Here is a 25,463-nt window from a genome sequence, read left to right as displayed (position 1 = left end):
GAGAAGGTGCCCCGCAGGGGCGGATGCGGGTCCGGGCGAAGCCTCGTGTTGCCAGACGGGTGCAGCGCTTCGCTGCTCCGTACCTCACCCCAACCCCTCTCCCGGAGGAAGAGGGGCTTGAGCTTGTCCCTTCTCCCGTTGGGAGAAGGTGCCCCGCAGGGGCGGATGCGGGTACGGGCGAAGCCTCGTATTGCCCGACGGGTGCAGCGCTTCGCGCTCCGTACCCTCACCCCAACCCCTCTCCCGGAGGGCGAGGGGCTATGGCGCTCAGCCTTGGCTGCTGCGCAGTCGGCTGTGGCGGTAGCCATAGCCGAAGTAGATCGCCAGGCCGATCACCGTCCAGCCGGCCATCAGCATCCAGTTGTGCGCGGTCATCGCCGACAGCAGCGCCAGGCAACTGAGCACGCCGGCGATGCAGATCGGCCAGGCGAACGGGATGCGGAACGGGCGCGGCAAATCCGGCTGGGTGCGGCGCAGGATCAGCACGCCGGCGCAGACCGCGGCGAAGGCGATCAATGTGCCCATCGAGGTCAGTTCGCCCAGCACGTCCAGCGGGAACAGCGCCGCCAGCAGGGCGATGCCGATGCCGGTGATCACCGTGTTGACGTGCGGGGTGCGGTAGGTCGGGTGGATCTTGGTGAACACCGGCGGCAGCAGGCCGTCGCGGGCGATGATCATGAAGATGCGCGGCTGGCCGATGATCATCACCAGCACCACCGAGGACAGGCCGATCAGCGCGCCGATCTCCACCACCACGCGCAGCCAGGCCAGTTGCGGATGCGCCGCCACCGCGGTCACCACCGGCTCGTCGGTGCCCAGTTGCGTGTACGGCAGCAGCCCGGTCATCACCGCGGCCATGGCGATGTACAGCACGGTGCAGATCACCAGCGACAGGATCATGCCGATCGGCAGGTCGCGCTGTGGCCGGTGCGATTCCTGCGCGGCCACCGACACCGCCTCGAAGCCGATGTAGGCGAAGAACACCATCGCCGCGCCGCGCAGCACGCCATCCAGGCCGTACTTGCCCGGGCCTTCGTTGGCGGGGATGAACGGATGCCAGTTGGCCGGGTCCACATACTTCCAGCCGGCGGCGATGACCAGCACGATCAGGCCGCTTTTCAGCACCACCATCGCCATGTTCATTGCCGAGGACTTGCGGATGCCGACGTAGCACAGCCAGGTCAGCAGCAGCACGATGCCGGCCGCGGGCAGGTTGGCGATCGCGCCGGTGGGCTGCAGTTTGCCGTCCAGCGGCGCGTTGACCAGGGCCGCAGGCAGATGGATGTCGAAGTGGTCGAGCAGGCTGAGGAAGTAGCCGGTCCAGCTCACCGCCACCGCCGAGGCCGACACGCCGTATTCCAGCACCAGCATCCAGCCGATGAACCAGGCCGCCAGTTCGCCGAAGGTGGCGTAGGTGTAGGTGTAGGCGCTGCCGGAGACCGGCACCATCGCCGCGAACTCGGCGTAGGCCAGCGCGCAGAACGCGCAGCACACCGCGGCGAGCACGAACGAGAGCATGATCGCCGGCCCGGCATGGTTGGCCGCGGCCTGTCCGGTGATGACGAAGATGCCGCCGCCGATCACCGCGCCGATGCCCAGCGCGGTCAGGCCCCAGGGGCCGAGCGCGCGTTGCAGGCCCAGCCCGCCGGCGTCCTCGTGGCTGGCGTGGGGGTGTTTGGTGGCCAAGAGTTGTTTGAGCATCGAGCGGTTCCAGCCGGGCGCGGCGCGCGAGGAAGAGGGGACGAACGCGAAGACCGGCGCGGACGCCGGTCTTCGGGGAGGGAATCAGGCCTTGGCGGCCAGGCGGCTGTTGCGGATGCCGTAGAAGAAGTAGATGCACAGGCCGATGAGGGTCCAGCCGACGAACACCTTCCAGTGTTCCTGGAACGCCTGGAAGAACAGGCCGACGCAGAACAGCGCGCCCAGCGGGCACACCGCCCAGAACAGCGGCACCCGGAACGGGCGCGGCAGGTCGGGACGGGTGAAGCGCAGCACCATCACGCCGACGCAGACCGTGGCGAAGGCCAGCAGGGTGCCCATCGACACCAGTTCGCCCAGTACGTCCAGCGGGATCAGCCCGGCGAGCAGCGCAGCCAGCACGCCGACCACCACGGTGCCGACGTAGGGCGTGTGGAAGCGGCGGTGGACCTTGCCGAACAGCTTCGGCAGCAGGCCGTCGCGGGCCATGGTGTAGAAGATCCGCGGCTGCGCCATCAGCATCACCAGCACCACCGAGGACAGGCCGGCGATGGCGCCGATCTCGACGAAGGTCTTCAGCCACGCCAGTTGCGGGTAATGCTCCAGCGCGGTGGCCACCGGCTTGGCGGTGCCCAACTGGGTGTAGGGCAGCAGGCCGGTCAGCACCGCGCAGACGATGATGTAGATGATGGTGCAGATGGCCAGCGACACCAGGATGCCGATCGGCATGTTCTTCTGCGGGTCCTTGGTCTCGCCGGCCGAGGTGGAGACCGCATCGAAGCCGATGTAGGAGAAGAACACGATGGAGGCGGCGCGGAAGATGCCGCTCCAGCCGAACTCGCCCGGGCCGGTGTTTTCCGGGATGAACGGATGCCAGTTGTCCGGGTTGATGTAGAAGATGCCGACGCCGACGAACAGGCAGATCACCAGCACCTTGATCGCCACCACGATGGCGTTGACGAAGGCCGACTGGGTGACGCCGACGTAGCACAGCGCGCTGACCGCGGCCACGATCAGCACCGCCGGCAGGTTGACGATGTTGCCCGAGGCCACGAACGCGTGGCCGGTCCAGGTCAGCGGCGCGCTGGCCAGTTCCGCCGGGAAGGGCAGGCCGAGGGTGCCGGTGACGAAGCTGATCAGATAGGCCGACCAGCCCACCGCGACGCTGGAGCCGGCGAACAGGTACTCCAGCACCAGGCACCAGCCGATGAACCAGGCCACGCCTTCGCCGAGCGTGGCGTAGGAATAGGAGTAGGCGCTGCCGGAGACCGGCAGCATCGCCGCGAACTCGGCGTAGCACAGGCCGGCGAAGGCGCAGGCCAGGCCGGCGAACACGAACGAGAGCATCACCGCCGGGCCGGCATGATTGGCCGCGGCCTGGCCGGTGAGCACGAAGATGCCGGCGCCGATCACCGCGCCGATGCCGAGCAGGATCAGGTGTCTGGCGGTGAGGGTGCGTTTGAGGGTGGCTTCGCCCTCCAGACTGCCTTCGAACGGTTCGCCGGCATCGACGTGACCGGCCGGTTCGATCGGCTTGACCCTCAGCAGAGACTTGAGCATTCGGTGCATCCCCAGGTGGCGGTACGGGGCAAGTGGCCCCGGCAATGGCGAAGCGCCGGGCCCGAAGCGGGCGACGCAAGCGTCGTACCATGCCAAAGCCGGCCGGCCGCCACAAGCCGCGCTGCACCGTCGGCGGCGATAATGGCGGTCCCCGAACGCGAGAACGCCGATGCCGGAGTCGTCCCTACGCCAGCAGTTGCAGGCCCATGCCCGGCAGTGCCCGGAGCAGGCCGAGGTCGCCGCACAGTTCCTGGCCTTGCTCGACGATGCCGTCGATCCGTTCGTGCGCGCCCGCCTGGACGGCCATTTCACCGGCTCGGCCTGGCTGGTCAGCGCCGACGGCACGCGCACCTTGCTGACCCATCACCGCAAGCTGCAGCGCTGGCTGCAACTGGGCGGCCACGCCGACGGCGACCGCGATCTGGCGCGGGTGGCGTTGAAGGAGGCCGAGGAGGAATCAGGGCTGCCTGGCCTGGCACTGGAGGATGGCGCGATCTTCGACCTGGACCGGCACTGGATTCCTGAGCGGCGCGACGTGCCTGGGCACTGGCACTACGATGCGCGGTATGTGGTCCGCGCCGGCGCGGACGAAGCGTTCGCGGTCAGCGAAGAATCGCTGGCCCTGGCCTGGCGTCCCGTCGTGGAACTGGTGGACGAAGCAGACCTGGATCCGTCGCTAAAGCGCATGGCGCAAAAGTGGCTGCAGCGAACTGCTTAGCCCCTCTCCCTCCAGGAGATGGGTTGGGGTGAGGGTGCGGGCGCGAAGCGCTGCACCAATCTGGCAACACGAGGCTTTGCCCGAACCCTCATCCGCCCCTTCGGGGCACCTTCTCCCGAGGGGAGAAGGGAAGGCATAGCCCCTCTCCCCTCGGGAGAGGGGTTGGGGTGAGGGTCGGGCGCGCAGCGCAGGCAGTGTTTTGGCTGCACGAGGCTTCGCCCGTACCCTCATCCGCCCCTTCGGGGCACCTTCTCCCGAGGGGAGAAGGAACGGCCAAAGCCCCTCTCCCATCGGGAGAGGGGTTGGGGTGAGGGCCGAGGCGCAGCGCAGGCGTTGTTTTGGCTGCACAAGGCTTCGCCCGGACCCTCATCCGCCCCTTCGGGGCACCTTCTCCCGTCGGGAGAAGGGAAGGCATAGCCCCTCTCCCATCGGGAGAGGGGTTGGGGTGAGGGTCGGGCGCGCAGCGCACCCGCAAATCCCCAATCCCAGCTAGTAAAGAATACGCGTCCGCAACGTCCCAGCCACCTGCGCCAGTTCCTCCTTCAGCACCGCCGCCTGCTCCTCGCTGGCGCCGACGTCGATCACCACGTAGCCGACCTTGGGGTCGGTGCGCAGGAACTGGCCGTCGATGTTGACGTTGTGGCGCGAGAACAGTTCGTTGATCTGCGACAGCACGCCCGGCACGTTGCGGTGGATGTGCAGCAGGCGCAGGCTCTCGGCGTGCTCGGGCAGGGTGACCTCGGGGAAGTTCACCGCCGACAGGGTGCTGCCGTTGTCGCTGTAGCGCACCAGCTTGGCCGCCACTTCCACGCCGATGTTGTCCTGCGCCTCCAGCGTGCTGCCGCCCACGTGCGGGGTCAGGATCACGTTGTCGTGCCCGACCAGCGGCGATTCGAACAGGTCGCCGTTGCCCTTGGGCTCGATCGGGAACACGTCCACCGCGGCGCCGCCGATGTGGCCGCTGCGCAGCGCCGCGTCCAGCGCGTCGATGTCGATGACGGTGCCGCGCGAGGCGTTGATCAGGTGCGCACCCGGCTTCATCTGCGCCAGTTGCGCCGCACCGATCATGTCGCGGGTGGCCGCGGTTTCCGGCACGTGCAGGGTGACCACATCCGAGCGCGCCAGCAGGTCGTCCAGGTCGGTGGCGGTGCGGGCGTTGCCCAGCGACAGCTTGGTCTCGATGTCGTGGAAGATCACCTGCATGCCCAGCGCCTCGGCGAGCACGCCGACCTGGGTGCCGATGTGGCCGTAGCCGACGATGCCCAGCACCTTGCCGCGGGTCTCGTGGCTGCCGGCGGCCGACTTCGACCAGCCGCCGCGGTGGCATTCGGCGTTCTTCTGCGGAATGCCGCGCAACAGCAGGATGGCCTCGGCGATCACCAGCTCGGCGACGCTGCGGGTGTTGGAGTAGGGCGCATTGAATACCGGGATGCCGGCCAGCTCGGCGGCATCCAGGTCGACCTGGTTGGTCCCGATGCAGAAGCAGCCGACCGCGATCAGCCGCTTGGCGTGGGCCAGCACCTCGGCGCTGAGCTGGGTGCGCGAGCGGATGCCGACGATGTGCGCCTCGGCGATGCGCTGCTTGAGCTCCTCTTCCGGCAGCGACTTGGCGTGCAGTTCGATCTGCGAGTAGCCGGCCGCGCGGAACACGTCGACGGCGGTCTGGCTGATGCCTTCGAGCAGCAGCACGCGGATATCCTGCTTCGGAAACGAGGTCTTCTTGGGCGACATTGCGGCGAGGGAGCGATGGCCAACGGGCCGGTCACTATGCCAGATGGCTCCGCGCTTTGGTGCGCCGCAATAGGATGCCGGGAAGCCGCGGATGCAACGCCGATGGATGGTTTCATGTGCATCGATTGATGGCGGCCGGCGTGGGATTCGGGAGTGGGGATTGGGATTCGCAAGAGCGGCAGCGTCTTCGTCCAACTGGACGGCATTGCGCAACGCTGGCACGCTTGAACGATTGTCTACGCTTCGACCTCTGCACCTATGACCGACCCGCGCCTGGATGCCCTGGCCCTTGCCGTTCCCGGCCTGCGCCTGAAGACCGATCCTGCCGACCTGGAGCACTACGGCCGCGACTGGACCCGGCGCTGGACCCCGGCGCCGCTGGCGATCGCGCTGCCGGCGACGGTGGAGGAGGTGCAGGCGGTGCTGCGCTGGGCCAATGCCCACGCGGTGGCGGTGGTGCCCTCCGGCGGCCGCACCGGCCTGTCCGGCGGCGCGGTGGCCGCGCACGGCGAACTGGTACTGAGCCTGGAGCGGATGAACAAGGCGTTGGCCTTCGATCCGGTCGACCGCACCCTCACCGTGCAGGCCGGCATGCCGCTGGAAGCGGTGCACAACGCCGCGCGCGAGCACGGTCTGCTGTACCCGGTGGACTTCGCCGCGCGCGGGTCCTGCTCGATCGGCGGCAACATCGCCACCAACGCCGGCGGCATCCGCGTGATCCGCTACGGCAATACCCGCGAGTGGATCGCCGGGCTGAAGGTGGTCACCGGTAGCGGCGAACTGCTCGAGCTCAACCGCGGGCTGATCAAGAATTCCAGCGGCTACGATTTCCGCCAGTTGCTGATCGGCTCCGAAGGCACGCTCGGTATCGTGGTCGAGGCCACCCTGCGGCTCACCGATCCGCCGCCGCCGAGCAACGTGATGCTGCTGGCGCTGCCCTCGTTCGAGGTGCTGATGCAGGTGTTCGCTGCGTTTCGCAGCCGGCTGCAGCTGGAGGCGTTCGAGTTCTTCACCGACCGCGCGCTGCAGCACGTGCTGGCGCATGGCGCGCAGGCGCCGTTCGACACCGTCTATCCGTACTACGTGGTCACCGAATACGCCAGCGGCAACGAGGCCCAGGAGGCCGCGGCGCTGGCCGCGTTCGAGGCCTGCATGGAGCAGGGCTGGGTGCTGGACGGGGTGATCAGCCAGAGCGAGGCGCAGGCCGCGCAGCTGTGGCGCCTGCGCGAAGGCATCACCGAGGCGGTGGCGCGCTATACCCCGTACAAGAACGACGTGTCGGTGCGGATCTCGGCGATGCCGGCGTTCCTGGCGCGGACCCAGGCGCTGCTCGGCGAGGCCTATCCGCAGTTCGAGGTGGTGTGGTTCGGCCACATCGGCGACGGCAACCTGCACATCAACGTGCTCAAGCCCGACGCCACCGCGCCGGCCGACTTCATCGCCGCCTGCGAGCAGGTCACCAAGCTGCTGGCGCAGGTGCTGGCCGAGCACGGCGGCAGCATCTCCGCCGAGCACGGCATCGGCCTGGTCAAGAAGCCCTACCTGGACAGCACCCGCAGCGCCGAGGAGATCGCGCTGATGCGTGCGGTCAAGCGCGTGTTCGATCCGTCCGGCCTGCTCAATCCGGGCAAGCTGTTCGACCCCTGAGCCCGGCCGCAGCACTGCCGCGCGGCCCGTTCAGGCGCTGCGCGCGGCGGGCCGCTAGGCTATGCGGCGCGGCGCTGGCCGTCCCCCCTTTCATGATCCTGTTTGGAACGATTGCGATGACCCGAGTGACCGTGCGCTGCGCCCTGCTGTTCGCCCTGATCCTGCCCGCGTTCGCGCAGGCGTCCAGCTTCGCCGGCAGCTCCGCCGGTTCGGCCTCGGCCGGCTCGGCCGGCAGCTCGGCGTCCTCGGACAGCAGTTCCAACAACGACAAGGTGGTGCTGCAGGCGCGCGACGACGCGGCCGGCTTCGTCGCCAGCGCAGGCCGCATCCGCGGCGTGCAACTGGAAGCGGCGCTGCGCGTGCTGCGCGAGCGCAATCCGCAGGCGCAGCAGGCCAGCGACCTGGAACTGGCGCAGGCGATCCTGGCGCTGTGACCGCCTGCCGGCCACGGCGCCTTGGCGCGCGGTGGCTGGCGGTGCTGGCGCTGGCCGCTGCGGTGCCCGCAGCGGCTGCGCCGCTGTCTGCAGATGAGAGTGGGCTGAGCCCAGCCGAGCGCACCGCCAGCCAGGCCGTGCTGGGCGCGGCGCAAGCGCGGCTGCCCCCAGCCTGGGCCGCGGCGCTGCCGGCAGGGTTGCCGCTGCAATGGCGCGACGACCTCCCCGCACAGGTGCACGGGCGCGCGCAGGCCACGCGCCTGCTGTTGAACAAGCGCCTGCTGCGAGACTGGATGGCGGCAGGGGCCGACACCGATCCGGCCGCCGACCCGGCGCGGCGGCCGGCACTGGCCGCGCTGCTGCACGAACTGGCGCATTTCTACGACCGGGCTGCGGCAGGGCGGCTGTCGTCCGATCCGCGGCTGCTGGATCTGGCCGGCTGGCAGGTCAGCCCGATGCGCCTGGGCCTGCGCCGCGGCCACAACCGCTTCACCGAACGCAGCCCGGACCGCTACGAATTGCAGTCGCCGGCCGAGTTCGTGGCGGTGAATCTCGAGCACTTCCTGCTCGATCCGGACTACGCCTGCCGCCGGCCGGCGCTGGCGGCGTATTTCGCCGAGCGCCTGGCCTGGACGCCGCCGGCCCGCGACTGCGCGCCGGGCCTGGCGTTCGTACAGGATCCGCTGGCCGAGCAGGCCGCGCTGCTGCAGATCGATCCGACGCGGGTCTATGCGGTGGACTACCTGTTGGCCGAAGGCAACGCGCAGCCGATGAGCCACTGGGGTCATAGCATGCTGCGCCTGGTGATCTGCGCGCCGGGGCGGCCGCTGGGGCCGGCATGCCGGCTGGACCTGGCCGAACATCGGGTCCTGTCGTTTCGCGCCTTCGTCGACGACGTGCAGATCTCCAGCCTGCGCGGGCTGACCGGTTCCTATCCGTCGCGGCTGTTCGTGCTGCCGCTGCGCCAGGTGGTGGACGACTACACCCAGGTGCAACTGCGCGGCCTGCAGTCGCTGCCGCTGCGGCTGTCGCGCGAGGAGATCGCCGCGCTGCTGGAGCGTGCCGCGCAACTGCACTGGAGCTACGACGGCCGCTACTACTTCCTCAGCAACAACTGCGCAGTGGAGACCTACGCCTTGCTGCACGACGGCGTGCCGCGGCTGGCGGCCGCGCACCTGTCCGGCATCAGCCCGACCGGATTGCGCCGGCGCCTGATACGGGCCGGCATCGCCGATGCGTCGGTGCTCGACGATGCCGACGCCGCGGTGCGGGAGGGGTACTACTTCCCGGCGGCGAGCGCGCACTTCGCGGAGATGTTCGCGGTGGCGCGGCGTTCGTTGGCGCTGCCGGCACGCACTGCCGACGCGTGGCTGGACCTGCCGGCCGCGCAGCGCGCGCCGTGGCTGCAGCGCGGCGATCTGCGCACCAGTGCTGCCTTGCTGGTGCTGGAGAACGCCGCCCGCCGCCGCGCCGAACAGCGCGGCCGCGATGCGTTGAAGCGGCGCTATCTGGGCAAGCCGCTGGCATCCGCGGTGGCCGCTGCGGGCGAGGGCGATGCGGGTGCCGACACCCGCGACGCCGCCCGCGCGGTACGTGCCGTCTTGGCCGAGCAGGGGCTGCTGAGCCAGCCGGCGAGCCTGCTGCAGGGGCAGCCGGGCTATGGCCTGCCGCAGGCGCAGGAGCGCGCCTGGCTGCAGGTCCAGGGGCAAGCGCGGATCGCGGCGTTGCGCGAGGACGGTGCCGCGCTGCAGACGCGACTGCGCGGTTTGCTGCCGGCGCCGCTGCAGGCGGACCTGGCGCAGAGCGATGCCAACCTGGCGACGCTGGGCGAACGCCTGCGTGAGCTCAATCGCGAACGCGGTGGCATGCAGTTGCGTTCGCCGTCGCTGTTACAGGAGGGTGGTGCGAAGCCGTAGCGGGGCATGCGAGGTTGGTGCGGGAGGCAGTGGAGGAAGATGCATCTCGCATGCGGTTGGCGACGTCGCGGTCGCGGCTAAAGCCGCTCCTACGACGCTCGCGGCGTGAGTCCGCAGCACCTGTGCGTCGCGGGCGCAGCCGTGTCTGCATGAAGGAAGACCGATCGCTCCCTGCGTCGGGACTGAAGTCCCTCCCACAGAGACGCGGCGCCGCGTCCAACCTGTTGCTGTAGGAGCGGCTTCAGCCGCGACGAGCGAAGGCGGGAAACCGGCAGAAGCATCTGTTCGTCCCAGGCGCAGCCGTGTCGGCGTGAAGGAAGACCGATCGCTCCATGCGTCGGGACTGAGGTCCCTCCCACAGAAGTGCGGGGCCGCTTCCAGCCTGTTGCTGTAGGAGCGGCTTCAGCCGCGACGAGCGAAGGCGGAAAACCGGCAGATGCCGACGACCCTCAGGCTGACTTCCGCAGCCGCGAAGGCAGCACCTTGCCAGCCGCAAGCCGCAAGCCGCCATCAAGGCAGTTCGAGGCCGACATCCTCGCCGTAGCGGCGCAGCCAGGCGTCGCGCGGCGGATCCTGGCGGTATTGCGCTCGCAACTTCGCCCAGGTCTGTTCATTGCCGTCGCAGTACGTGTCCATCGCCTTTTCCAGTTCGCGACGCCGTGCAGCGTCATAGGGTTCCTCCCCGGCGAAATGGCTGCAGGTGTCCTGGCGTGCGACGAACGCGCGGATCGGCGCGGGCATCGAGCAGAAGCCAGTGTGATGCTCGGGATCGACCGCGTCCGGAATCGTGCATGCGGGCTTGGCCGCAGCTGCGGCGGCCGGCGTCACCGGCGCGGCGAGCGCCAGCGCCGGCAGGGCCAGCAGCAGGCCGAGGGACGCGCACCGCGGCGCGTGCCCGGCGCGGGAGACGTGATTGACACGGCGCCCGCGCATGGGCTCAGTCGGCGCGTCCGGCGAATTCGCCGGTGGTGGTGTTGACCAGCACGCGCTCGCCGTTGCCGATGTACTCCGGCACCATGATCTCGATGCCGGTATTGAGCTTGGCCGGCTTCGGCCGCTTGGTGGCGGTGCCGCCCTTGAGTTCCGGCGGGGTCTCGATCACTTCCAGGGTCACGCTCTGCGGCAGCTGGATCGCCACCGGCTGGTCGTCGATGACCTGCACGTAGATGCCGCTGAGGCCATCGGTGATGTAGCCGGCGTCGGTGCCGATCGCATCGGCGTCCAGGGTGTAGGGGGTGTAGTCCTCGTCGTCGAGGAACACGAAGGCCTCGCCGTCCTTGTAGGAGAAGGTGGCCTGGCGGCGCATCAGCTCGACCTCGCGCAGGTCGTCGTCGCCGTCGAAGCTGGCATCGAGCTTGTTGCCGCCCGGCACGCTGTACATCACGAAGCGGAAGCGCACATTGCCGCCGCGGCCCTGCGGCGAGCTGCGCTCGATGTCGCGGATCTGGTACACGCCGTTGTTGTACTCGACGACGTTGCCTTTCTTGATTTCGTTGGCTTTCATGAGAGCTGGGAATCGGGAATGGGGAATAGGGAATCGGAACGGCGTCAAGCGCCCGGAAAGGATCAGCGGGAGGGAAGCGCTATTGCGATTCCCCATTCCCGATTCTCCATTCCCGGCTACTTCGGCGCCAACCGCACCGCGCCGTCCAGGCGAATGGTCTCGCCGTTGAGGTAGCGGTTGCGCAGCAGGAACATCACCGTGTCGGCGAATTCGTCCGGGCGGCCGAGACGCGAAGGATACGGGATCGCCGCGGCCAGCGACTGCTGCACCGCTTCGGGCATGCCGTCGACCATCGGGGTCCAGAAGATGCCCGGGGCGATTGTGTTGACGCGGATGCCGAAGCGCGCCAGTTCGCGCGCCATCGGCAGGGTCATCGCCACCACGCCGCCCTTGGACGCGGCGTAGGCGGCCTGGCCGATCTGGCCCTCGTAGGCGGCGACGCTGGCGGTGTTGACGATGGCGCCGCGCTCGCCGTCCTCGCCCGGGGCGTTGTGCTGCATCAGGTCGGCGGCGGCCTTGGCGACGTTGAAGCTGCCGACCAGGTTGACCATCACCGTGCCCTGGAAGGTGGCCAGCGGCATCGGCGCTTCCTTGCCGAGCACGCGGCCGGCGCCGAGGATGCCGGCGCAGTTGACCGCGGCGTTGAGTCCGCCGAGGAAGTCGCGTGCCGCCGCGAGCTGCGCGGCCACCTGGGCCTCGTCGCTGACGTCGGTGCGCAGGTAGCGGGCCCGCTCCGCGCCCAGCACGGCGACCGCGGCCGCGCCCTTGTCGTCGTTCAGATCGAACAGCGCGACCTTGCCGCCTTCGGCGACGATGCGTTGCGCCACCGCCAGGCCGAGGCCGGACACGCCGCCGGTGACCACCGCTTTCAGATCGGCAAGCTGCATGGATGTTCCCTCCCAGGAAAACGCCCAGTTTAGAGGTTGGCGCCCGGTCGCGGCGAGATCCGACGGGCCGCGCTGCGCACGCGCTGCCGCCTCACGCGGCTCTGCCGCGGCTCAGGCCTCGGCCGCCAGCGCTTGCCCAACCTTGCTGCCGGTCGGCCGGCCGAGTTTCTGCGCCAGCCAGCGCCCGGTCGCGGCCAGCGCCGGCAGGTCGATGCCGGTCGCCACGCCATTGCCGTGCAGCAGGTAGACCACGTCCTCGCTGGCCACGTTGCCGCTGGCGCCCCTGGCGTAGGGGCAGCCGCCGGCGCCGGAGACGGCGGCATCGACCACGCGCACGCCTTCTTCCAGGCAGGCGGCGATGTTGGCCAGGGCCTGGCCGTAGGTGTCGTGGAAATGCACCGCCAGCGCCGCCATCGGCACCGCCGCGGCGACCGCGCGCAGCATCGCCCGCGCCTTGCCCGGCGTGCCCACGCCGATGGTGTCGCCCAGCGAGATCTCGTAGCAGCCCATCGCGTGCAGCCGCTGCGCCACCCGCACCACATCGGCCAGGGGGACCTCGCCCTGGTAGGGACAGCCGAGCACGGTGGACACGTAGCCGCGCACCTTGACCCCGTCCGCCGCCGCGCGCTCCAGCACCGGCGCGAAGCGCGCCAGCGATTCGTCGATGCCGGCATTGGTATTGGTGCGATTGAACGTCTCCGAGGCGGCGGTGAACACCGCCACCTCGCGCACCCCGACGGCGGCGGCGCGCTCGTAGCCCTGCAGGTTCGGCACCAGCACCGGGTAGTCCACGCCCGGCACCTGCGCGATGCCGGCGTAGACCTCGGCCGCATCGGCCAGCTGCGGCACCCATTTCGGGCTGACGAAGCTGGTCGCCTCGATGCTGCGCAGGCCGGTGCGGCCCAGGCGCGCGATCAGCTCGATCTTGTCGGCGGTGGCGACCCAGGCCTTCTCGTTCTGCAGGCCGTCGCGCGGGCCGACTTCGACGATGCGGACGCTGTCGCTCATCGCGCAGGCTCCCGCATCGGGAGGGAGCGCGTGCACCGCGGCGTCTGCCGGGCACTGCACATGAGACGGGAAACGGCGAGGCGCATGGGACTTCCTGATGGAGAGAGACGATGACGCTGCGACGGCATGGCCAGCGCCGTGCGCGGGGACGACACGGCGGCGCGGATCAGGCCGACGCCGGGCGGTGGCAGACCGCTTCGATGTTGTGGCCGTCCGGATCCAGCAGGAACGCGCCGTAGTAGTCGGGGTGATAGTGCGGGCGCAGGCCCGGTGCGCCGTGATCGCGGCCGCCCGCGGCCATGCCGGCGCGATGGAACGCGTCCACCTGCGCGCGGCTGGCGGCGACGAAGGCCACGTGCACACCGTTGTCGCCGGCGTCGCGGCCGCCGTCGGCGATCCAGAAGCTGGGCTTGCCATCGCGGCCGAAGCCGACGTGGCGCTGGCCGCCGCTTTCCTCGGCGCTCACCTCCATCACCACCTCCAGTCCGAGCGCGGCCAGCGCGGCGCGGTAGAAAGCGAGGCTGCGTTCCAGGTCGACGCAGCGCAGGCCGATGTGGTCGAGCGGACTCACCAGAATCCCAGCCAGTTCGGGTCGCGCTTTTCCAGGAAGGCGTTCAGTCCTTCCTGGCCCTCGGCCGACACCCGCAACCGTGCGATCAGCGCGGCGTTGTCGCGGTCCAGGCTGGTGGCGTCGCCGCCGGCAGCGACCCGGCGCACCAGCGCCTTGGCCCCGGCGGCGGCGAGCGGCCCGGCCTGGCCCAGCAGGTCCACCTGGCGCTGCACCGCCGCGTCCAGGGCGCTCGGCGCTACCGCCTGGTGCAGCAGGCCGATCTGCGCCGCGGTGGCCGCGTCGAACGCCTCGGCGCTGGCGAACCAGCGCCGCGCCTGGCGCGCGCCGATCGCGGCGATCACGTACGGCGAGATCACCGCCGGCAGCAGGCCCAGCCGGCTCTCGCTGAGCGCGAAGCGCGCGTCGGTGGAGCCGATGGCGATGTCGCAGCAGGCGACCAGACCGACTGCGCCGCCGAAGGCCGCGCCGTGCACGCGCGCCACGGTCGGCTTGGGCAGTTCGTCCAGGGTGCGCATCAGCCGCGCCAGGGCCAGCGCATCGTCCAGGTTCTCCTGCTCGCTGGCGGCGGCCATCGAGCGCATCCACTGCAGGTCCGCGCCCGCGGAGAACGCCGCGCCGGCCCCGGCCAGGACCAGCACCTTGACCTTCGGATCGGCACCGATCTCCTGCAACGCCACGGTCAGGTGCGCGATCAGGTCGGCATCGAAGGCGTTGCGCACCTCCGGTCGGTTCAGCCGCAAGGTCAGGACCTTGCCTGAGCGTTCCAACAGCAGCGCATCGCTCATCGGTGGTTCTCGTGCGAAGGGGAAACGGCAGCCATACGGACATGATAGCGGGCAGCGCAGACGCCGCCATGACGCAATGCGGCGGTGCTACAATTGATAACCATTCTTATCGACGGAACGTTTCTGTGACGTTGTCCGACATGCCGCTGCGCAGCTCCGCCCTCGTCGAAACCGTACACGACCGCCAGCCCAACGACGCCATCGCCCGGCGCCTGCGCGAACTGGGCTTCGTCGCCGGCGAGCAGGTGCAGATGCTCGCCAGCGGGCCGATCGGCGGCGAGCCGTTGCTGGTGCAGGTGGGCTATACGCGCTTCGCGCTGCGCCGCAGCGAGGCGGCGCGGGTGCAGGTCAGCGCGCTGGACGAGGTGCGCCCGTGAGCGCGGTGGCCGCGCCGCTGCGCCTGGCCCTGGTCGGCAACCCGAACTGCGGCAAGACCGCGCTGTTCAATCAGCTGACCGGCAGCAAGCAGAAGGTCGCCAACTACGCCGGCGTCACCGTCGAGCGCAAGGAAGGCCGCTTCCGTGCACCGTCCGGGCGCGAGTTCGCGGTGCTGGACCTGCCGGGCGCCTACAGCCTGCAGCCGGCCAGCCTGGACGAGGCGATCACCCGCGACCTGTGCCGCGGCTTCTACCCGGGCGAGCCGGCGCCGGACGTGCTGGTGTGCGTGGTCGACGCCACCAACCTGCGCCTGCACCTGCGCTTCGCGCTGGAGCTGCGCGAACTGGGCAAGCCGATGCTGGTGGCCTTGAACATGGTCGACGCGGCGCAGCGCCGCGGCATCCAGATCGACCGCCAGGCGCTGGAACAGGCGCTGGGCGTGCCGGTGATCGAAACCGTGGCGGTGCGCCGCAACGGCGCGCGCGCCCTGGTCGAGCGGCTCGACGCACTGGCGCCGGCGCTGCCGCCGGCGGTGGCGCCGAGCGAGGGGCAGGGCGACTACCACCAGCAGGTGCGCGCGATCCTGGCGGCGGCGGTGTCGATGCCGACCCGTACTTCGCGGGTGGATGACGCGCTGGACCGTTGGCTGCTGCATCCGGTTGCCGGCCTGCTGACCCTGGCGGTGGTGATGTTCCTGATCTTCCAGGCGGTGTATGCCTGGGCGGCACCACTGATGGACCTGATCGACGGCGGCACCAAGGCGCTGGGCGCCTGGATCGGCGGGACCCTGCCGGAGGGGCCGCTGAACAGTCTGCTGGTGGACGGCATCATCGCCGGCCTCGGCGGGGTGGTGGTGTTCCTGCCGCAGATCCTGATCCTGTTCGCCTTCATCCTGGCGCTGGAGGAATCCGGCTACCTGCCGCGTGCGGCGTTCCTGCTCGATCGCATGATGGCCGCGGCCGGGCTGTCCGGGCGCTCGTTCATCCCGCTGCTGTCCAGTTTCGCCTGTGCGGTGCCGGGAATCATGTCCACGCGCAGCATCCAGGACCCGCGCGATCGCCTGGCGACCATCCTGGTGGCGCCGCTGATGACCTGTTCGGCGCGCCTGCCGGTGTACGCGCTGCTGATCGGCGCGTTCATCCCGCAGCGGCAGGTGTGGGGCGTGTTCAACCAGCAGGGGCTGGTGCTGTTCGGCCTGTACTTCGCTGCCATCGCCAGTGCGCTGGTGGTGTCGTGGACGATGAAGAAGTGGCGCCGCGACAAGGGCGAGCATCCGCTGCTGCTGGAACTGCCGTCCTACCGCGTGCCGCACCTGCGCGATCTGGCGCTGGGCCTGTGGGAGCGCGCGGCGATCTTCCTCAAGCGTGTCGGCGGCATCATCCTGGCGCTGACCATCCTGCTGTGGTTCCTGCTGTCGTTCCCGGCGCCGCCGGCCGACGCCACCCTGCCGGCGATCGACTACAGCTTCGCCGGCCGCATCGGCCATGCCATGACCACGGTGTTCTCGCCGCTGGGCTTCAACTGGCAGATCTGCATCGCGCTGATCCCCGGCCTGGCCGCGCGCGAGGTGGCGGTGTCGTCGCTGGCGACGGTCTACGCGCTGTCGGCGGCCGACGACGATGCCGCCGCGCAAGCGCTGTCGCCGCTGATCCACGACGGCTGGTCGCTGGCCACCGCGCTGTCGCTGCTGGTCTGGTACATCTACGCGCCGATGTGCATTTCCACCCTGGCCACGATCAAGCGCGAGACCAACTCGTGGAAGCAGATGAGCTTCGCCGCGTTCTACCTGTTCGCGCTGGCCTACCTGGCCTCGCTGGTCACCTACCAGGTCGCGGTGGCGCTGGGAGCCGGCTGAGATGAGCGCCTCGCTGCTGCTGCAGTACCTGGTGATCGCGCTGGCGGTACTGGTCAGCGCCTGGGTGGTGTTGAAGAAGCAGTTCCCCGGCACCGCGCGCACGCTGCGCGGCGTCATCGCCGTGCGCCTGCTCAGGCCGGGTCGTGCGGCCTGGCTGCAGGCCCTCGGTCGCCGCATCGCGCCTGCGCCCAGCGCCGGTGCAGGCGCCTGCGGCGGGTGCGACAGCTGCGGACCGACGCCGCCGCGGCGGCACTGAGCCGCGCCACGCGTTGCCGGTCGGCGCGCTTGTGCGCCGCACATGCGCGCGGCCAGGGCGGCGACTATTCTATGCCGATGACCAGCCCATTCCAGTTCTCCCGCCGTGCGCAGGCGCTGACCAGTTCGGCGATCCGCGAAATCCTCAAGGTCACCGAACGCCCGGAAGTGATCTCCTTCGCCGGCGGCCTGCCGTCGCCGGACACCTTCCCGGTCGCGCGCATGCGCGAGGCCTGCGACAAGGTGCTGCGCGATGCGCCGCAAGCTGCGCTGCAGTACGGTCCGACCGAGGGCTACCTGCCGCTGCGCGAATGGGTGGCGGCGCGGCTGAGCCGCGACGGCGCCAGCATCCGGCCCAGCCAGGTGCTGATCACCACCGGGTCGCAGCAGGGCCTGGACCTGCTCGGCAAGGTGTTCATCGACGAAGGCAGCAAGGTGCTGGTGGAAACGCCCAGCTATCTCGGCGCGCTGCAGGCGTTCTCGCTGTTCCAGCCGGCGTTCGCGGCGATGCAGTCGGACGACGACGGCGTGGTGGTGGACGCACTGGACGATGCGCAACTGGCCGGCGCGCGTTTCATGTACGTGCTGCCGAACTTCCAGAATCCGACCGGACGGCGCCTGCCGCTGCACCGGCGCCAGGCGCTGGTCGCGCGCGCGGCGGCTGCCGGCGTGCCGATCGTCGAGGACGACCCCTACGGCGAGCTGTGCTACAGCGGCGACACGCTGCCAAGCCTGCTGTCGATGAATCCGGACGGCGCCATCTACATGGGCTCGTTCTCCAAGGTGCTCGCGCCGGGCCTGCGCCTGGGCTACCTGGTTGCGCCGGAGGCGGTGCATGCCAAGCTGGTGCAGGCCAAGCAGGCGGCCGACCTGCACACGCCCTCGTTCAGTCAGCGCATCGTCCATGAGGCGGTGCAGGACGGCTTCCTGGATGCGCACATCCCCGGCATCCGCACGCTGTACGCCAGCCGCTGCGAGCAGATGCTCGCGGCGCTGACCAAGTATTTCCCGGCGCAGGTGCGCTGGAATCGCCCGGCCGGCGGCATGTTCATCTGGGTCGAACTGCCCGAGGGGATGGACGGCGGTGCGCTGCTGGGCAAGGCGATCGAGCGCAACGTGGCGTTCGTGCCGGGCGCGCCGTTCTTCGCGGTCGCGCCGCAGCGCAATACCTTGCGGCTGTCGTTCGTGACCGTGCCGGCCGAGCGCATCGAGACCGGCGTGCGCATCCTCGGCGCGCTGTTGCAGGACGAGGTCGCCGCGCACCGACGCGCGATGGCCTGAGTCCGGCGTCGCGCCCGTCGATGACGTCGTCCGATTCCGCCGTTGCGGCGTGGACCATCGATGCGGTCCTGGTCGGCCGCGCGCAGGCGTTCACCCGCCCCGGCAGCCGCAGCGCCATCGACAAGCGGCCGCAGGCCGGGCGCCTGCGCATCGGTCTGGAAGGGCTGGAACTGGACGAGCAGGGCGACCGTCGCGTGCATGGCGGCCCCGACAAGGCCTTGCACCATTACCCGCGCGACCATTACCGCGCCTGGCGCGAGGAATTGGGCGCGCATGCCTTGCTGGACGCGCCGGGCGCGTTCGGCGAGAACCTCAGCAGTAGCGGGGTGACTGAAGCCGATCTGTGCCTGGGCGATCGGCTGCGCCTGGGCACGGCCGTGGTCGAGGTGTCGCAGTCGCGGCAGCCGTGCTGGAAGCTGTCCGACCGCTTCGGCGTGCCGGCGTTGGCGCGGCGCGTGCAGGATAGCGGCCGCACCGGCTGGTACTACCGCGTGCTGCAGCCCGGCGAGGTCGCCGCCGGCGATCGCCTGGAGTTGCTGGAGCGCCCGCATCCGCAGTGGCCGCTGGCGCGACTGGTCGGCCTGCTGTACCGGCGCGAGATCGACACGGCGCAATTGCAGGACGTGCTGGCGCTGCCGCTGGTGCCGAACTGGCGGACCCTGTTCGAGCGGCGCCTGGCGCAGCGTGCGGTGGAGGACTGGGACAAACGCTTGTTGGGGCAGGCGCCGGAGTAGGGCTTGGTTGCTGCGGCGCGGTGCGCTCCTCGCGTCGGGGCTGAGGCCCTCCACAATGCCTGGTCAGCAATGTCGTTGATCGTCTGTAGGAGCGGCTTCAGCCGCGACGAACGAGGCCGCGTTGCATCCAAGGCAGGGTGCCGTCCGAGCCGATCATGCTGCGTGCAAGGCGAAGCAGGTGCAGCGCCGCGCAACGGCAGCAAGGCGTCGCGCGAGATCGGGCGATACGGCGTCGGGGCTGAAGCCCCTCCCACAGGTGGGGCGATCGGCTGATTCCGGTGCACGCACCTCTGTCGCACCCACGCGCAAACCGCTAGCCTTGTGCCGATGACGACTTCTCCGCTGCGTGTGTTGATCCATGGTGCGTCGGGCCGGATGGGCCAGGCGTTGTTGCGGCTGGCCGCGCAGGACCCGGCGCTGCAGGTGGTGGCCGCGGTGGTGCGGCGCGCGCCGGCGCAGCGGGTGATCGACGGCGTGCCGTATTTCGCCGCGGCCGAACTGGGCGGCGTGCCGGCGTTCGACGTGGCGATCGACTTCAGCCTGCCGCAGGGCTTCGACCCGGTGCTGGCCTTGTGTACGGCGCGCGGCGCGGCGCTGGTGTCCGGTACCACCGGGCTGGAAGACGCGCAGCGGCAGGCGCTGGCCGCCGCCGCCGAGCGCATTCCCTTGATCTGGGCCTCGAACTTCAGCCTGGGCGTGGCGGTGCTGCACGACCTGGTCGAGCGCGCCGCCGCGGCGTTGCCGGGCTGGGACTGCGATATCGTCGAATCGCACCACGTGCACAAGCAGGACGCGCCTTCCGGCACCGCGCTGACCCTTGGCGACGCGGCCGCGCAGGGTGGCGCCACCCCGCGCTACGCCAGCCTGCGCGCTGGCGACATCGTCGGCGAGCATCTGGTGCAGTTCGCCGGGCTCGGCGAGCGGGTGGAACTGGTGCACCGCGCCAGCAACCGCGACATCTTCGCCCGCGGCGCCCTGCATGCGGCGACGCGCCTGCCAGGGCGTGCGCCCGGGGCCTACCGGCTGCGCGATCTGCTCGGCTGAACGTGGTTTTCACATAAACGGCTGGCGCGGACCGCCCCGCGCCGGTACAATTCTCGCTCGCCTGTTACCCATCGCCACGGACCCGGAGAAGCGCCGAGTTCGCGGTTTCTTGCAGCCTGCAAGTTGGTGGGGCAGGGTTCCTCTCTCCCCAAGGCGAACCCCGTGACTCAACCCGCAATCCTTGTCCTTGAAGACGGCACCGTGTTCGAGGGCGAATCCGTAGGCGCTGTCGGCCTGTCCGTCGGCGAAGTGGTGTTCAACACCGCCATGACCGGCTACCAGGAGATCCTCACCGATCCTTCCTACGCCCGCCAACTGGTCACGCTGACCTATCCGCACATCGGCAACACCGGCTGCACCGACCAGGACGACGAGGCCGCCCAGGTCTGGTCGGCCGGCCTGATCGTGCGCGACGTGCCGCGCCGCCCCAGCAACTGGCGCAATCAGGTGGCGCTGCCGGACTGGCTGATCCAGCGCGGCGTGGTCGCCATCGCCGGCATCGACACCCGCAAGCTGACCCGCATCCTGCGCGAGAAGGGCTCGCAGAACGGCGCACTGATGGCCGGCGATGTCAATGTCGACACCGCACTGGACGCGGCGCGCAAGTTTCCGGGGCTGAAGGGCATGGATCTGGCCAAGGTGGTCTCCACCGACAAAGCCTATCCCTGGCGCGACGGCCAGCTCGACCTGGACAGCAACACCTGCGTCACGGCCGAACCCAGGTTCAAGGTCGTCGCCTACGACTACGGGGTCAAGCTCAACATCCTGCGCATGCTTGCCGAGCGCGGCTGCGAGGTGACCGTGGTGCCGGCGCAGACGCCGGTCGCCGAGGTGCTGGCGATGAACCCGCACGGCGTGTTCCTGTCCAACGGCCCCGGCGACCCGGCGCCGTGCGACTACGCGATCGCCGCGATCAAGGAACTGCTGGCGCGCAAGATCCCGACCTTCGGCATCTGCCTGGGCCACCAGTTGCTGGCGCTGGCCGCCGGCGCGCAGACCCTGAAGATGAGCCACGGCCACCACGGCGCCAACCATCCGGTGCAGGACCTGGACAGCGGCCGGGTGATGATCACCTCGCAGAACCACGGCTTCGCGGTGGACGAGGCGACGCTGCCCGCCAACGTGCGCGTCACCCATCGCTCGCTGTTCGACGGCAGCAACCAGGGCATCGCGCTCACCGACGCGCCGGCCTTCAGCTTCCAGGGGCATCCGGAAGCCTCGCCGGGCCCGCGCGACGTGGCGCCGCTGTTCGATCGCTTCACCGCGCTGATGGCGGCCGCCGCCTGATGGCCGCCGCGCCGGCCATGCCGTCGCCGACCCGCCGCTGGCGGTGGCCGGCCACGGCGTTGCTGGTGCTGGCCGCGTATCCGGCCTTCGTGCTGGGCGCGGTGTATCCGCAATGGCTCAGCGCCGGCCTGCCGGGCGGGCGCGACGGTCCTGCCGATGCGTACCGCCACAGCCTGGCCAGCGCCGTGGTCGCCTACACCCTGTCGCCGCGCTGCGTGGACTGGGTCACGGCGGTCATGGAGCGCGATGGCCACGGCAACGCCAGCCGGGCGATGGACGCCCACAACAACCGGATCGGCGCGCGCATCGGCGCCACCGCCAGCAGTTGGGCCGCGATGCAGCGCGAGGTTCGCGCCGCGGTCGACCATGGCGCGATCGATGCGCGTTCGCCCGATCAGATCACCTGGCGCGCCCCTGCGGCGTGGCAGGACCGCCTCTACTGAGAATCCCCCATGCCCAAGCGCACCGACCTCCAAACCATCCTCATCATCGGCGCCGGCCCGATCGTCATCGGCCAGGCCTGCGAGTTCGACTACTCCGGCGCGCAGGCGTGCAAGGCGCTGCGCGACGAGGGCTACCGCGTGGTGCTGGTCAACAGCAACCCGGCCACGATCATGACCGACCCGAACATGGCCGACGCCGTGTACATCGAGCCGATCAACTGGCAGACGGTCGAGAAGATCATCGCCAAGGAAAAGCCCGACGCGCTGCTGCCGACCATGGGCGGGCAGACTGCGCTGAACTGCGCGCTGGACCTGGCCGACCACGGCGTGCTGGAGAAGTACGGCGTCGAGCTGATCGGCGCCAAGCGCGAGGCCATCCGCATGGCCGAGGACCGCGAGCTGTTCCGTGTGGCGATGGGCGAGATCGGCCTGGAGTGCCCGAAGGCGGCAGTGGCGCACACCCTGGAAGAGGCGCTGGAGATCCAGGCCACGGTCGGCTACCCGACCATCATCCGTCCCAGCTTCACCCTCGGCGGCAGCGGCGGCGGCATCGCCTACAACCGCGAAGAGCTGATCGAGATCGTCGGCCGCGGCCTTGAGCTGTCGCCGACCAGCGAAGTGCTGGTCGAGGAGTCGGTGCTGGGCTGGAAGGAGTTCGAGATGGAAGTGGTCCGCGACACCGCGGACAACTGCATCATCGTCTGCTCGATCGAGAACCTGGACCCGATGGGCGTGCACACCGGCGACTCCATCACCGTGGCCCCGGCGCAGACCCTGACCGACAAGGAATACCAGCGCCTGCGCGACGCCTCGATCGCGGTGCTGCGCAAGATCGGCGTGGACACCGGCGGTTCCAACGTGCAGTTCGGCATCAACGCGCAGACCGGCCGCGTGGTGGTGATCGAGATGAACCCGCGCGTGTCGCGCTCCTCGGCGCTGGCCTCCAAGGCCACCGGCTTCCCGATCGCCAAGGTCGCGGCCAAGCTGGCGGTGGGCTACACCCTGGACGAACTGAAGAACGAGATCACAGGCGGGCTGACCCCGGCCTCGTTCGAGCCGTCGATCGACTACGTGGTCACCAAGATCCCGCGCTTCGCCTTCGAGAAGTTCCCGCAGGCCGACGCGCGCCTGACCACGCAGATGAAGTCGGTGGGCGAGGTGATGGCGATGGGCCGCACCTTCTCCGAATCGCTGCAGAAGGCGCTACGCGGCCTGGAGACCGGCAAGATCGGTCTCGATCCGACCGGCCTGGATCTCACCAGCGAAGACGACCTGGCCACGCTCAAGCGCGAGCTGAAGGCGCCCGGTCCGGAGCGGCTGTTCTACGTCGCCGACGCCTTCCGCGCCGGCATGAGCGTGGAGCAGGTGCATGCGCTGTCGTTTATCGACCCCTGGTTCCTGGACCAGATGGAAGACCTGATCGCGCAGGAAGCGCAGCTGGCCGTCGACGGCCTCGGCGCGCTGGACGCCAAGCGCCTACGTACGCTCAAGCGCGCCGGCTTCTCCGATGCGCGCCTGGCCGAGCTGTGCGGCACCAACGAGGCCGCGGTGCGCGCGCTGCGCCGCGCGCACAAGGTGCGTCCGGTGTACAAGCGGGTGGACTCGTGCGCGGCGGAGTTCGCCACCAGCACCGCCTACCTGTACTCGACCTACGAGGACGAGTGCGAGGCCGCGCCCAGCGACCGCGACAAGATCATGATCCTTGGCGGCGGTCCCAACCGCATCGGCCAGGGCATCGAGTTCGACTACTGCTGCGTGCACGCGGCGCTGGCGCTGCGCGAGGACGGCTACGAGACCATCATGGTCAACTGCAATCCGGAGACCGTGTCCACCGATTACGACACCTCCGATCGCCTGTACTTCGAACCGCTGACCCTGGAAGACGTGCTGGAGATCGTCGAGCTGGAGCAGCCCAAGGGCGTGATCGTGCAGTACGGCGGGCAGACCCCGCTGAAGCTGGCGCGCGCGCTGGAAGCCAACGGCGTGCCGGTGATCGGCACCTCGCCGGACTCGATCGACCTGGCCGAGGACCGCGAGCGCTTCCAGCAGCTGGTCGACAAGCTGGGCCTGAAGCAGCCGCCGAACCGCATCGCCCGCAACGCCGAGGAAGCGCTGGTGCTGGCGCGCGAGATCGGTTATCCGCTGGTGGTGCGCCCGAGCTACGTGCTCGGCGGCCGCGCTATGGAGATCGTCTACGGCGAATCCGACCTGGCGCGCTACGTGCGCGATGCGGTCAAGGTCTCCAACGATTCGCCGGTGCTGCTGGATCGCTTCCTCGACAACGCGGTGGAAGTGGACGTGGACATCATCGCCGACCAGGACGGCCAGGTGCTGATCGGCGGCGTGATGGAGCACATCGAGGAAGCCGGCGTGCATTCGGGCGATTCGTCCTGCTCGCTGCCGCCGTACTCGCTGTCGCCGGCCACCCAGACCGAACTGCGCCGCCAGGTGGTCGAGCTGGCCAAGGCGCTGAACGTGGTCGGGCTGATGAACACCCAGTTCGCGGTGCAGGTGAACGATGCCGGCGACGACATCGTCTACCTGCTGGAAGTGAACCCGCGCGCCTCGCGCACCGTGCCGTTTGTGTCCAAGGCGATCGGCGTGCCGCTGGCCAAGATCGCCGCGCGCTGCATGGCCGGCAAGACCCTGGCCGAGCAGGGCGCGCTGAAGGAGATCGTGCCCGACTACTACTCGGTGAAGGAGGCGATCTTCCCGTTCGCCAAGTTCCAGGGCGTCGATCCGATCCTCGGCCCGGAGATGCGTTCCACCGGCGAGGTGATGGGCGTGGGCCGCAGCTTCGGCGCGGCGTTCGCGCGTGCGCAGGAAGCCGGCGGCATCAAGGCGCCGCCGCTGGGCAAGGCCTTCGTGTCGGTGCGCGACCCGGACAAGCAGCGCGTGCTGCCGGTGGCGCAGGCGCTGGTCGAACGCGGCTACACCCTGGTCGCCACCCGCGGCACCTGCGCCTGGCTGCAGCAGCACGGCCTGCAGTGCGAGCAGGTGAACAAGGTCGCCGAGGGTCGCCCGCACATCGTCGATCTGATCAAGAACGGCGAAATCGTGTATATCGTCAACACCACCGAGGGCCGGGCGGCGATCTCCGACTCGTTCTCGATCCGCCGCGAAGCCCTGCAGCATCGCGTCACCTATTCGACCACGGTCGCCGGCGCGCGTGCGCTGGTGCATTCACTGGAATTCCGCGGCACCGGTCCGGTCTGGGCGCTGCAGGAACTGCACAAGGAGCTGGAAGCGTGAGAGCCCCGATCACCATGCAAGGCGCGCAGCGGTTGCGCGAGGAACTGGATCACCTGAAGTCGGTCAAGCGTCCCGAGGTCATCACTGCGATCGCCGAGGCGCGCGCGCACGGCGACCTCAAGGAGAACGCCGAGTACCACGCCGCGCGCGAGCAGCAGGGCTTCATCGAAGGCCGCATCAAGCAGCTGGAGAGCGAGCTGTCGCACGCCGAGGTCATCGACGTCAGCAAGCTGGCGGTCGGCAGCAAGGTGGTGTTCGGCGCCACCGTGACCCTGGCCGACGTCGAGACCGACGAAGAGAAGCGCTACCAGTTGGTCGGCGACCTGGAAGCGGACATCAAGCTGGGCCTGATCGCGATCTCCTCGCCGCTGGCGCGTGCGCTGATCGGCAAGATGGAAGGCGACAGCGTCAGCATCGACGCCCCGGCCGGACGCCGCGAGTACGAGATCGTCAGCGTCGCCTACGTCGGCTGATC

At 69.7% G+C, this 25,463-nt stretch carries 23 protein-coding genes; 14 read left to right on the top strand and 9 right to left on the bottom strand.

Translation table 11 applies throughout. The features are described 5' to 3' along the window. Positions 1-267: 267 nt before the first annotated feature. On the bottom strand, positions 268-1,701 hold the full coding sequence (locus PG878_RS11550) for an amino acid permease (protein WP_209029158.1): 1,434 nt from the start codon (positions 1,699-1,701) through the stop codon (positions 268-270). An 84-nt stretch (positions 1,702-1,785) separates the two neighbouring features. Then, positions 1,786-3,258 carry an amino acid permease gene (locus PG878_RS11545; RefSeq protein ID WP_209029159.1) on the bottom strand — a complete coding sequence of 491 codons (1,473 nt, stop codon included), beginning with the start codon at positions 3,256-3,258 and terminating at the stop codon, positions 1,786-1,788. 169 nt (positions 3,259-3,427) lie between these two features. Between PG878_RS11545 and PG878_RS11540 the strand changes: the two genes are divergently transcribed. After that, positions 3,428-3,976 (top strand): NUDIX hydrolase, encoded by a 549-nt coding sequence (locus tag PG878_RS11540; RefSeq protein ID WP_209029160.1) that lies wholly within the window; start codon positions 3,428-3,430, stop codon positions 3,974-3,976. A gap of 489 nt (positions 3,977-4,465) precedes the next feature. On the opposite strand, the gene serA is transcribed toward PG878_RS11540, so the two are convergent. After that, on the bottom strand, positions 4,466-5,707 hold the full coding sequence (gene serA, locus PG878_RS11535; RefSeq protein WP_010341823.1) for a phosphoglycerate dehydrogenase: 1,242 nt from the start codon (positions 5,705-5,707) through the stop codon (positions 4,466-4,468). A gap of 258 nt (positions 5,708-5,965) precedes the next feature. On the opposite strand from serA, the gene PG878_RS11530 reads away from it, so the two are divergent. The 3 genes from PG878_RS11530 to PG878_RS11520 all read left to right on the top strand — a co-directional run bounded on the left by PG878_RS11530 (position 5,966) and on the right by PG878_RS11520 (position 9,704). Next, positions 5,966-7,354 carry an FAD-binding oxidoreductase gene (locus PG878_RS11530; RefSeq protein WP_209029161.1) on the top strand — a complete coding sequence of 463 codons (1,389 nt, stop codon included), beginning with the start codon at positions 5,966-5,968 and terminating at the stop codon, positions 7,352-7,354. Between the two features lie 116 nt (positions 7,355-7,470). Then, entirely contained in the window at positions 7,471-7,788 is a 318-nt protein-coding gene (locus PG878_RS11525; RefSeq protein WP_209029162.1) for a DUF2388 domain-containing protein, read from the top strand. After that, positions 7,785-9,704 (top strand): Lnb N-terminal periplasmic domain-containing protein, encoded by a 1,920-nt coding sequence (locus PG878_RS11520; RefSeq protein WP_209029163.1) that lies wholly within the window; start codon positions 7,785-7,787, stop codon positions 9,702-9,704. The genes PG878_RS11525 and PG878_RS11520 overlap by 4 nt, the downstream gene beginning before the upstream one ends. A 510-nt stretch (positions 9,705-10,214) precedes the next feature. On the opposite strand, the gene PG878_RS11515 is transcribed toward PG878_RS11520, so the two are convergent. From PG878_RS11515 to PG878_RS11490, 6 genes are all read right to left on the bottom strand, one after another. After that, entirely contained in the window at positions 10,215-10,637 is a 423-nt protein-coding gene (locus PG878_RS11515) for a hypothetical protein (protein WP_209029164.1), read from the bottom strand. Between the two features lie 4 nt (positions 10,638-10,641). Further along, complete coding sequence (gene yeiP, locus PG878_RS11510) at positions 10,642-11,208, bottom strand: elongation factor P-like protein YeiP (protein ID WP_010343353.1); 567 nt, start codon at positions 11,206-11,208, stop codon at positions 10,642-10,644. 116 nt (positions 11,209-11,324) lie between these two features. Then, entirely contained in the window at positions 11,325-12,095 is a 771-nt protein-coding gene (locus PG878_RS11505; RefSeq protein WP_209029165.1) for an SDR family oxidoreductase, read from the bottom strand. Between the two features lie 111 nt (positions 12,096-12,206). After that, positions 12,207-13,103: a hydroxymethylglutaryl-CoA lyase gene (locus PG878_RS11500; RefSeq protein WP_209029166.1), complete on the bottom strand. Its 897-nt coding sequence runs from the start codon at positions 13,101-13,103 to the stop codon at positions 12,207-12,209. A 166-nt stretch (positions 13,104-13,269) separates the two neighbouring features. Continuing rightward, complete coding sequence (locus tag PG878_RS11495) at positions 13,270-13,674, bottom strand: VOC family protein (protein ID WP_209029167.1); 405 nt, start codon at positions 13,672-13,674, stop codon at positions 13,270-13,272. Further along, positions 13,671-14,459 (bottom strand): enoyl-CoA hydratase-related protein, encoded by a 789-nt coding sequence (locus tag PG878_RS11490; RefSeq protein ID WP_209029168.1) that lies wholly within the window; start codon positions 14,457-14,459, stop codon positions 13,671-13,673. Before PG878_RS11490 ends, PG878_RS11495 begins: the two co-directional genes overlap by 4 nt. Before the next feature lie 125 nt (positions 14,460-14,584). On the opposite strand from PG878_RS11490, the gene PG878_RS11485 reads away from it, so the two are divergent. From PG878_RS11485 to greA, 10 genes are all read left to right on the top strand, one after another. Then, the gene (locus PG878_RS11485) at positions 14,585-14,836 is read left to right on the top strand and encodes a FeoA family protein (protein WP_209029169.1); all 252 of its coding nucleotides are present in this window, start codon (positions 14,585-14,587) and stop codon (positions 14,834-14,836) included. Beyond that, on the top strand, positions 14,833-16,692 hold the full coding sequence (gene feoB / locus PG878_RS11480; protein ID WP_209029170.1) for a ferrous iron transport protein B: 1,860 nt from the start codon (positions 14,833-14,835) through the stop codon (positions 16,690-16,692). The genes PG878_RS11485 and feoB overlap by 4 nt, the downstream gene beginning before the upstream one ends. A 1-nt stretch (position 16,693) precedes the next feature. Beyond that, a complete protein-coding gene (locus PG878_RS11475; RefSeq protein ID WP_209029171.1) occupies positions 16,694-16,948 on the top strand; it encodes a DUF6587 family protein in 255 nt (84 codons plus the stop codon). A gap of 71 nt (positions 16,949-17,019) precedes the next feature. Next, positions 17,020-18,228: an aminotransferase-like domain-containing protein gene (locus tag PG878_RS11470; protein WP_209029172.1), complete on the top strand. Its 1,209-nt coding sequence runs from the start codon at positions 17,020-17,022 to the stop codon at positions 18,226-18,228. A 20-nt stretch (positions 18,229-18,248) separates the two neighbouring features. Beyond that, on the top strand, positions 18,249-18,962 hold the full coding sequence (locus tag PG878_RS11465) for an MOSC domain-containing protein (RefSeq protein ID WP_209029173.1): 714 nt from the start codon (positions 18,249-18,251) through the stop codon (positions 18,960-18,962). A 327-nt stretch (positions 18,963-19,289) separates the two neighbouring features. Next, on the top strand, positions 19,290-20,006 hold the full coding sequence (gene dapB / locus PG878_RS11460; RefSeq protein ID WP_209029174.1) for a 4-hydroxy-tetrahydrodipicolinate reductase: 717 nt from the start codon (positions 19,290-19,292) through the stop codon (positions 20,004-20,006). Between the two features lie 162 nt (positions 20,007-20,168). Then, complete coding sequence (carA, locus tag PG878_RS11455; RefSeq protein ID WP_209029175.1) at positions 20,169-21,293, top strand: glutamine-hydrolyzing carbamoyl-phosphate synthase small subunit; 1,125 nt, start codon at positions 20,169-20,171, stop codon at positions 21,291-21,293. Beyond that, on the top strand, positions 21,293-21,736 hold the full coding sequence (locus tag PG878_RS11450; RefSeq protein ID WP_043091930.1) for a DUF6973 domain-containing protein: 444 nt from the start codon (positions 21,293-21,295) through the stop codon (positions 21,734-21,736). The genes carA and PG878_RS11450 overlap by 1 nt, the downstream gene beginning before the upstream one ends. Before the next feature lie 9 nt (positions 21,737-21,745). Next, a complete protein-coding gene (gene carB / locus PG878_RS11445; RefSeq protein WP_209029176.1) occupies positions 21,746-24,988 on the top strand; it encodes a carbamoyl-phosphate synthase large subunit in 3,243 nt (1,080 codons plus the stop codon). Positions 24,989-24,996: 8 nt separating this feature from the next. Continuing rightward, positions 24,997-25,461 carry a transcription elongation factor GreA gene (greA, locus tag PG878_RS11440; RefSeq protein WP_026143501.1) on the top strand — a complete coding sequence of 155 codons (465 nt, stop codon included), beginning with the start codon at positions 24,997-24,999 and terminating at the stop codon, positions 25,459-25,461. The last annotated feature ends 2 nt before the right edge of the window (positions 25,462-25,463 follow it).

Origin of the sequence: Xanthomonas hawaiiensis (assembly GCF_031834635.1) — a bacterium.
In the GTDB taxonomy this organism is placed as follows: domain Bacteria; phylum Pseudomonadota; class Gammaproteobacteria; order Xanthomonadales; family Xanthomonadaceae; genus Xanthomonas_A; species Xanthomonas_A sacchari.
Note: the sequence above shows the minus strand (reverse complement) of the source record. Positions and strands in the feature narration are given on the sequence as shown.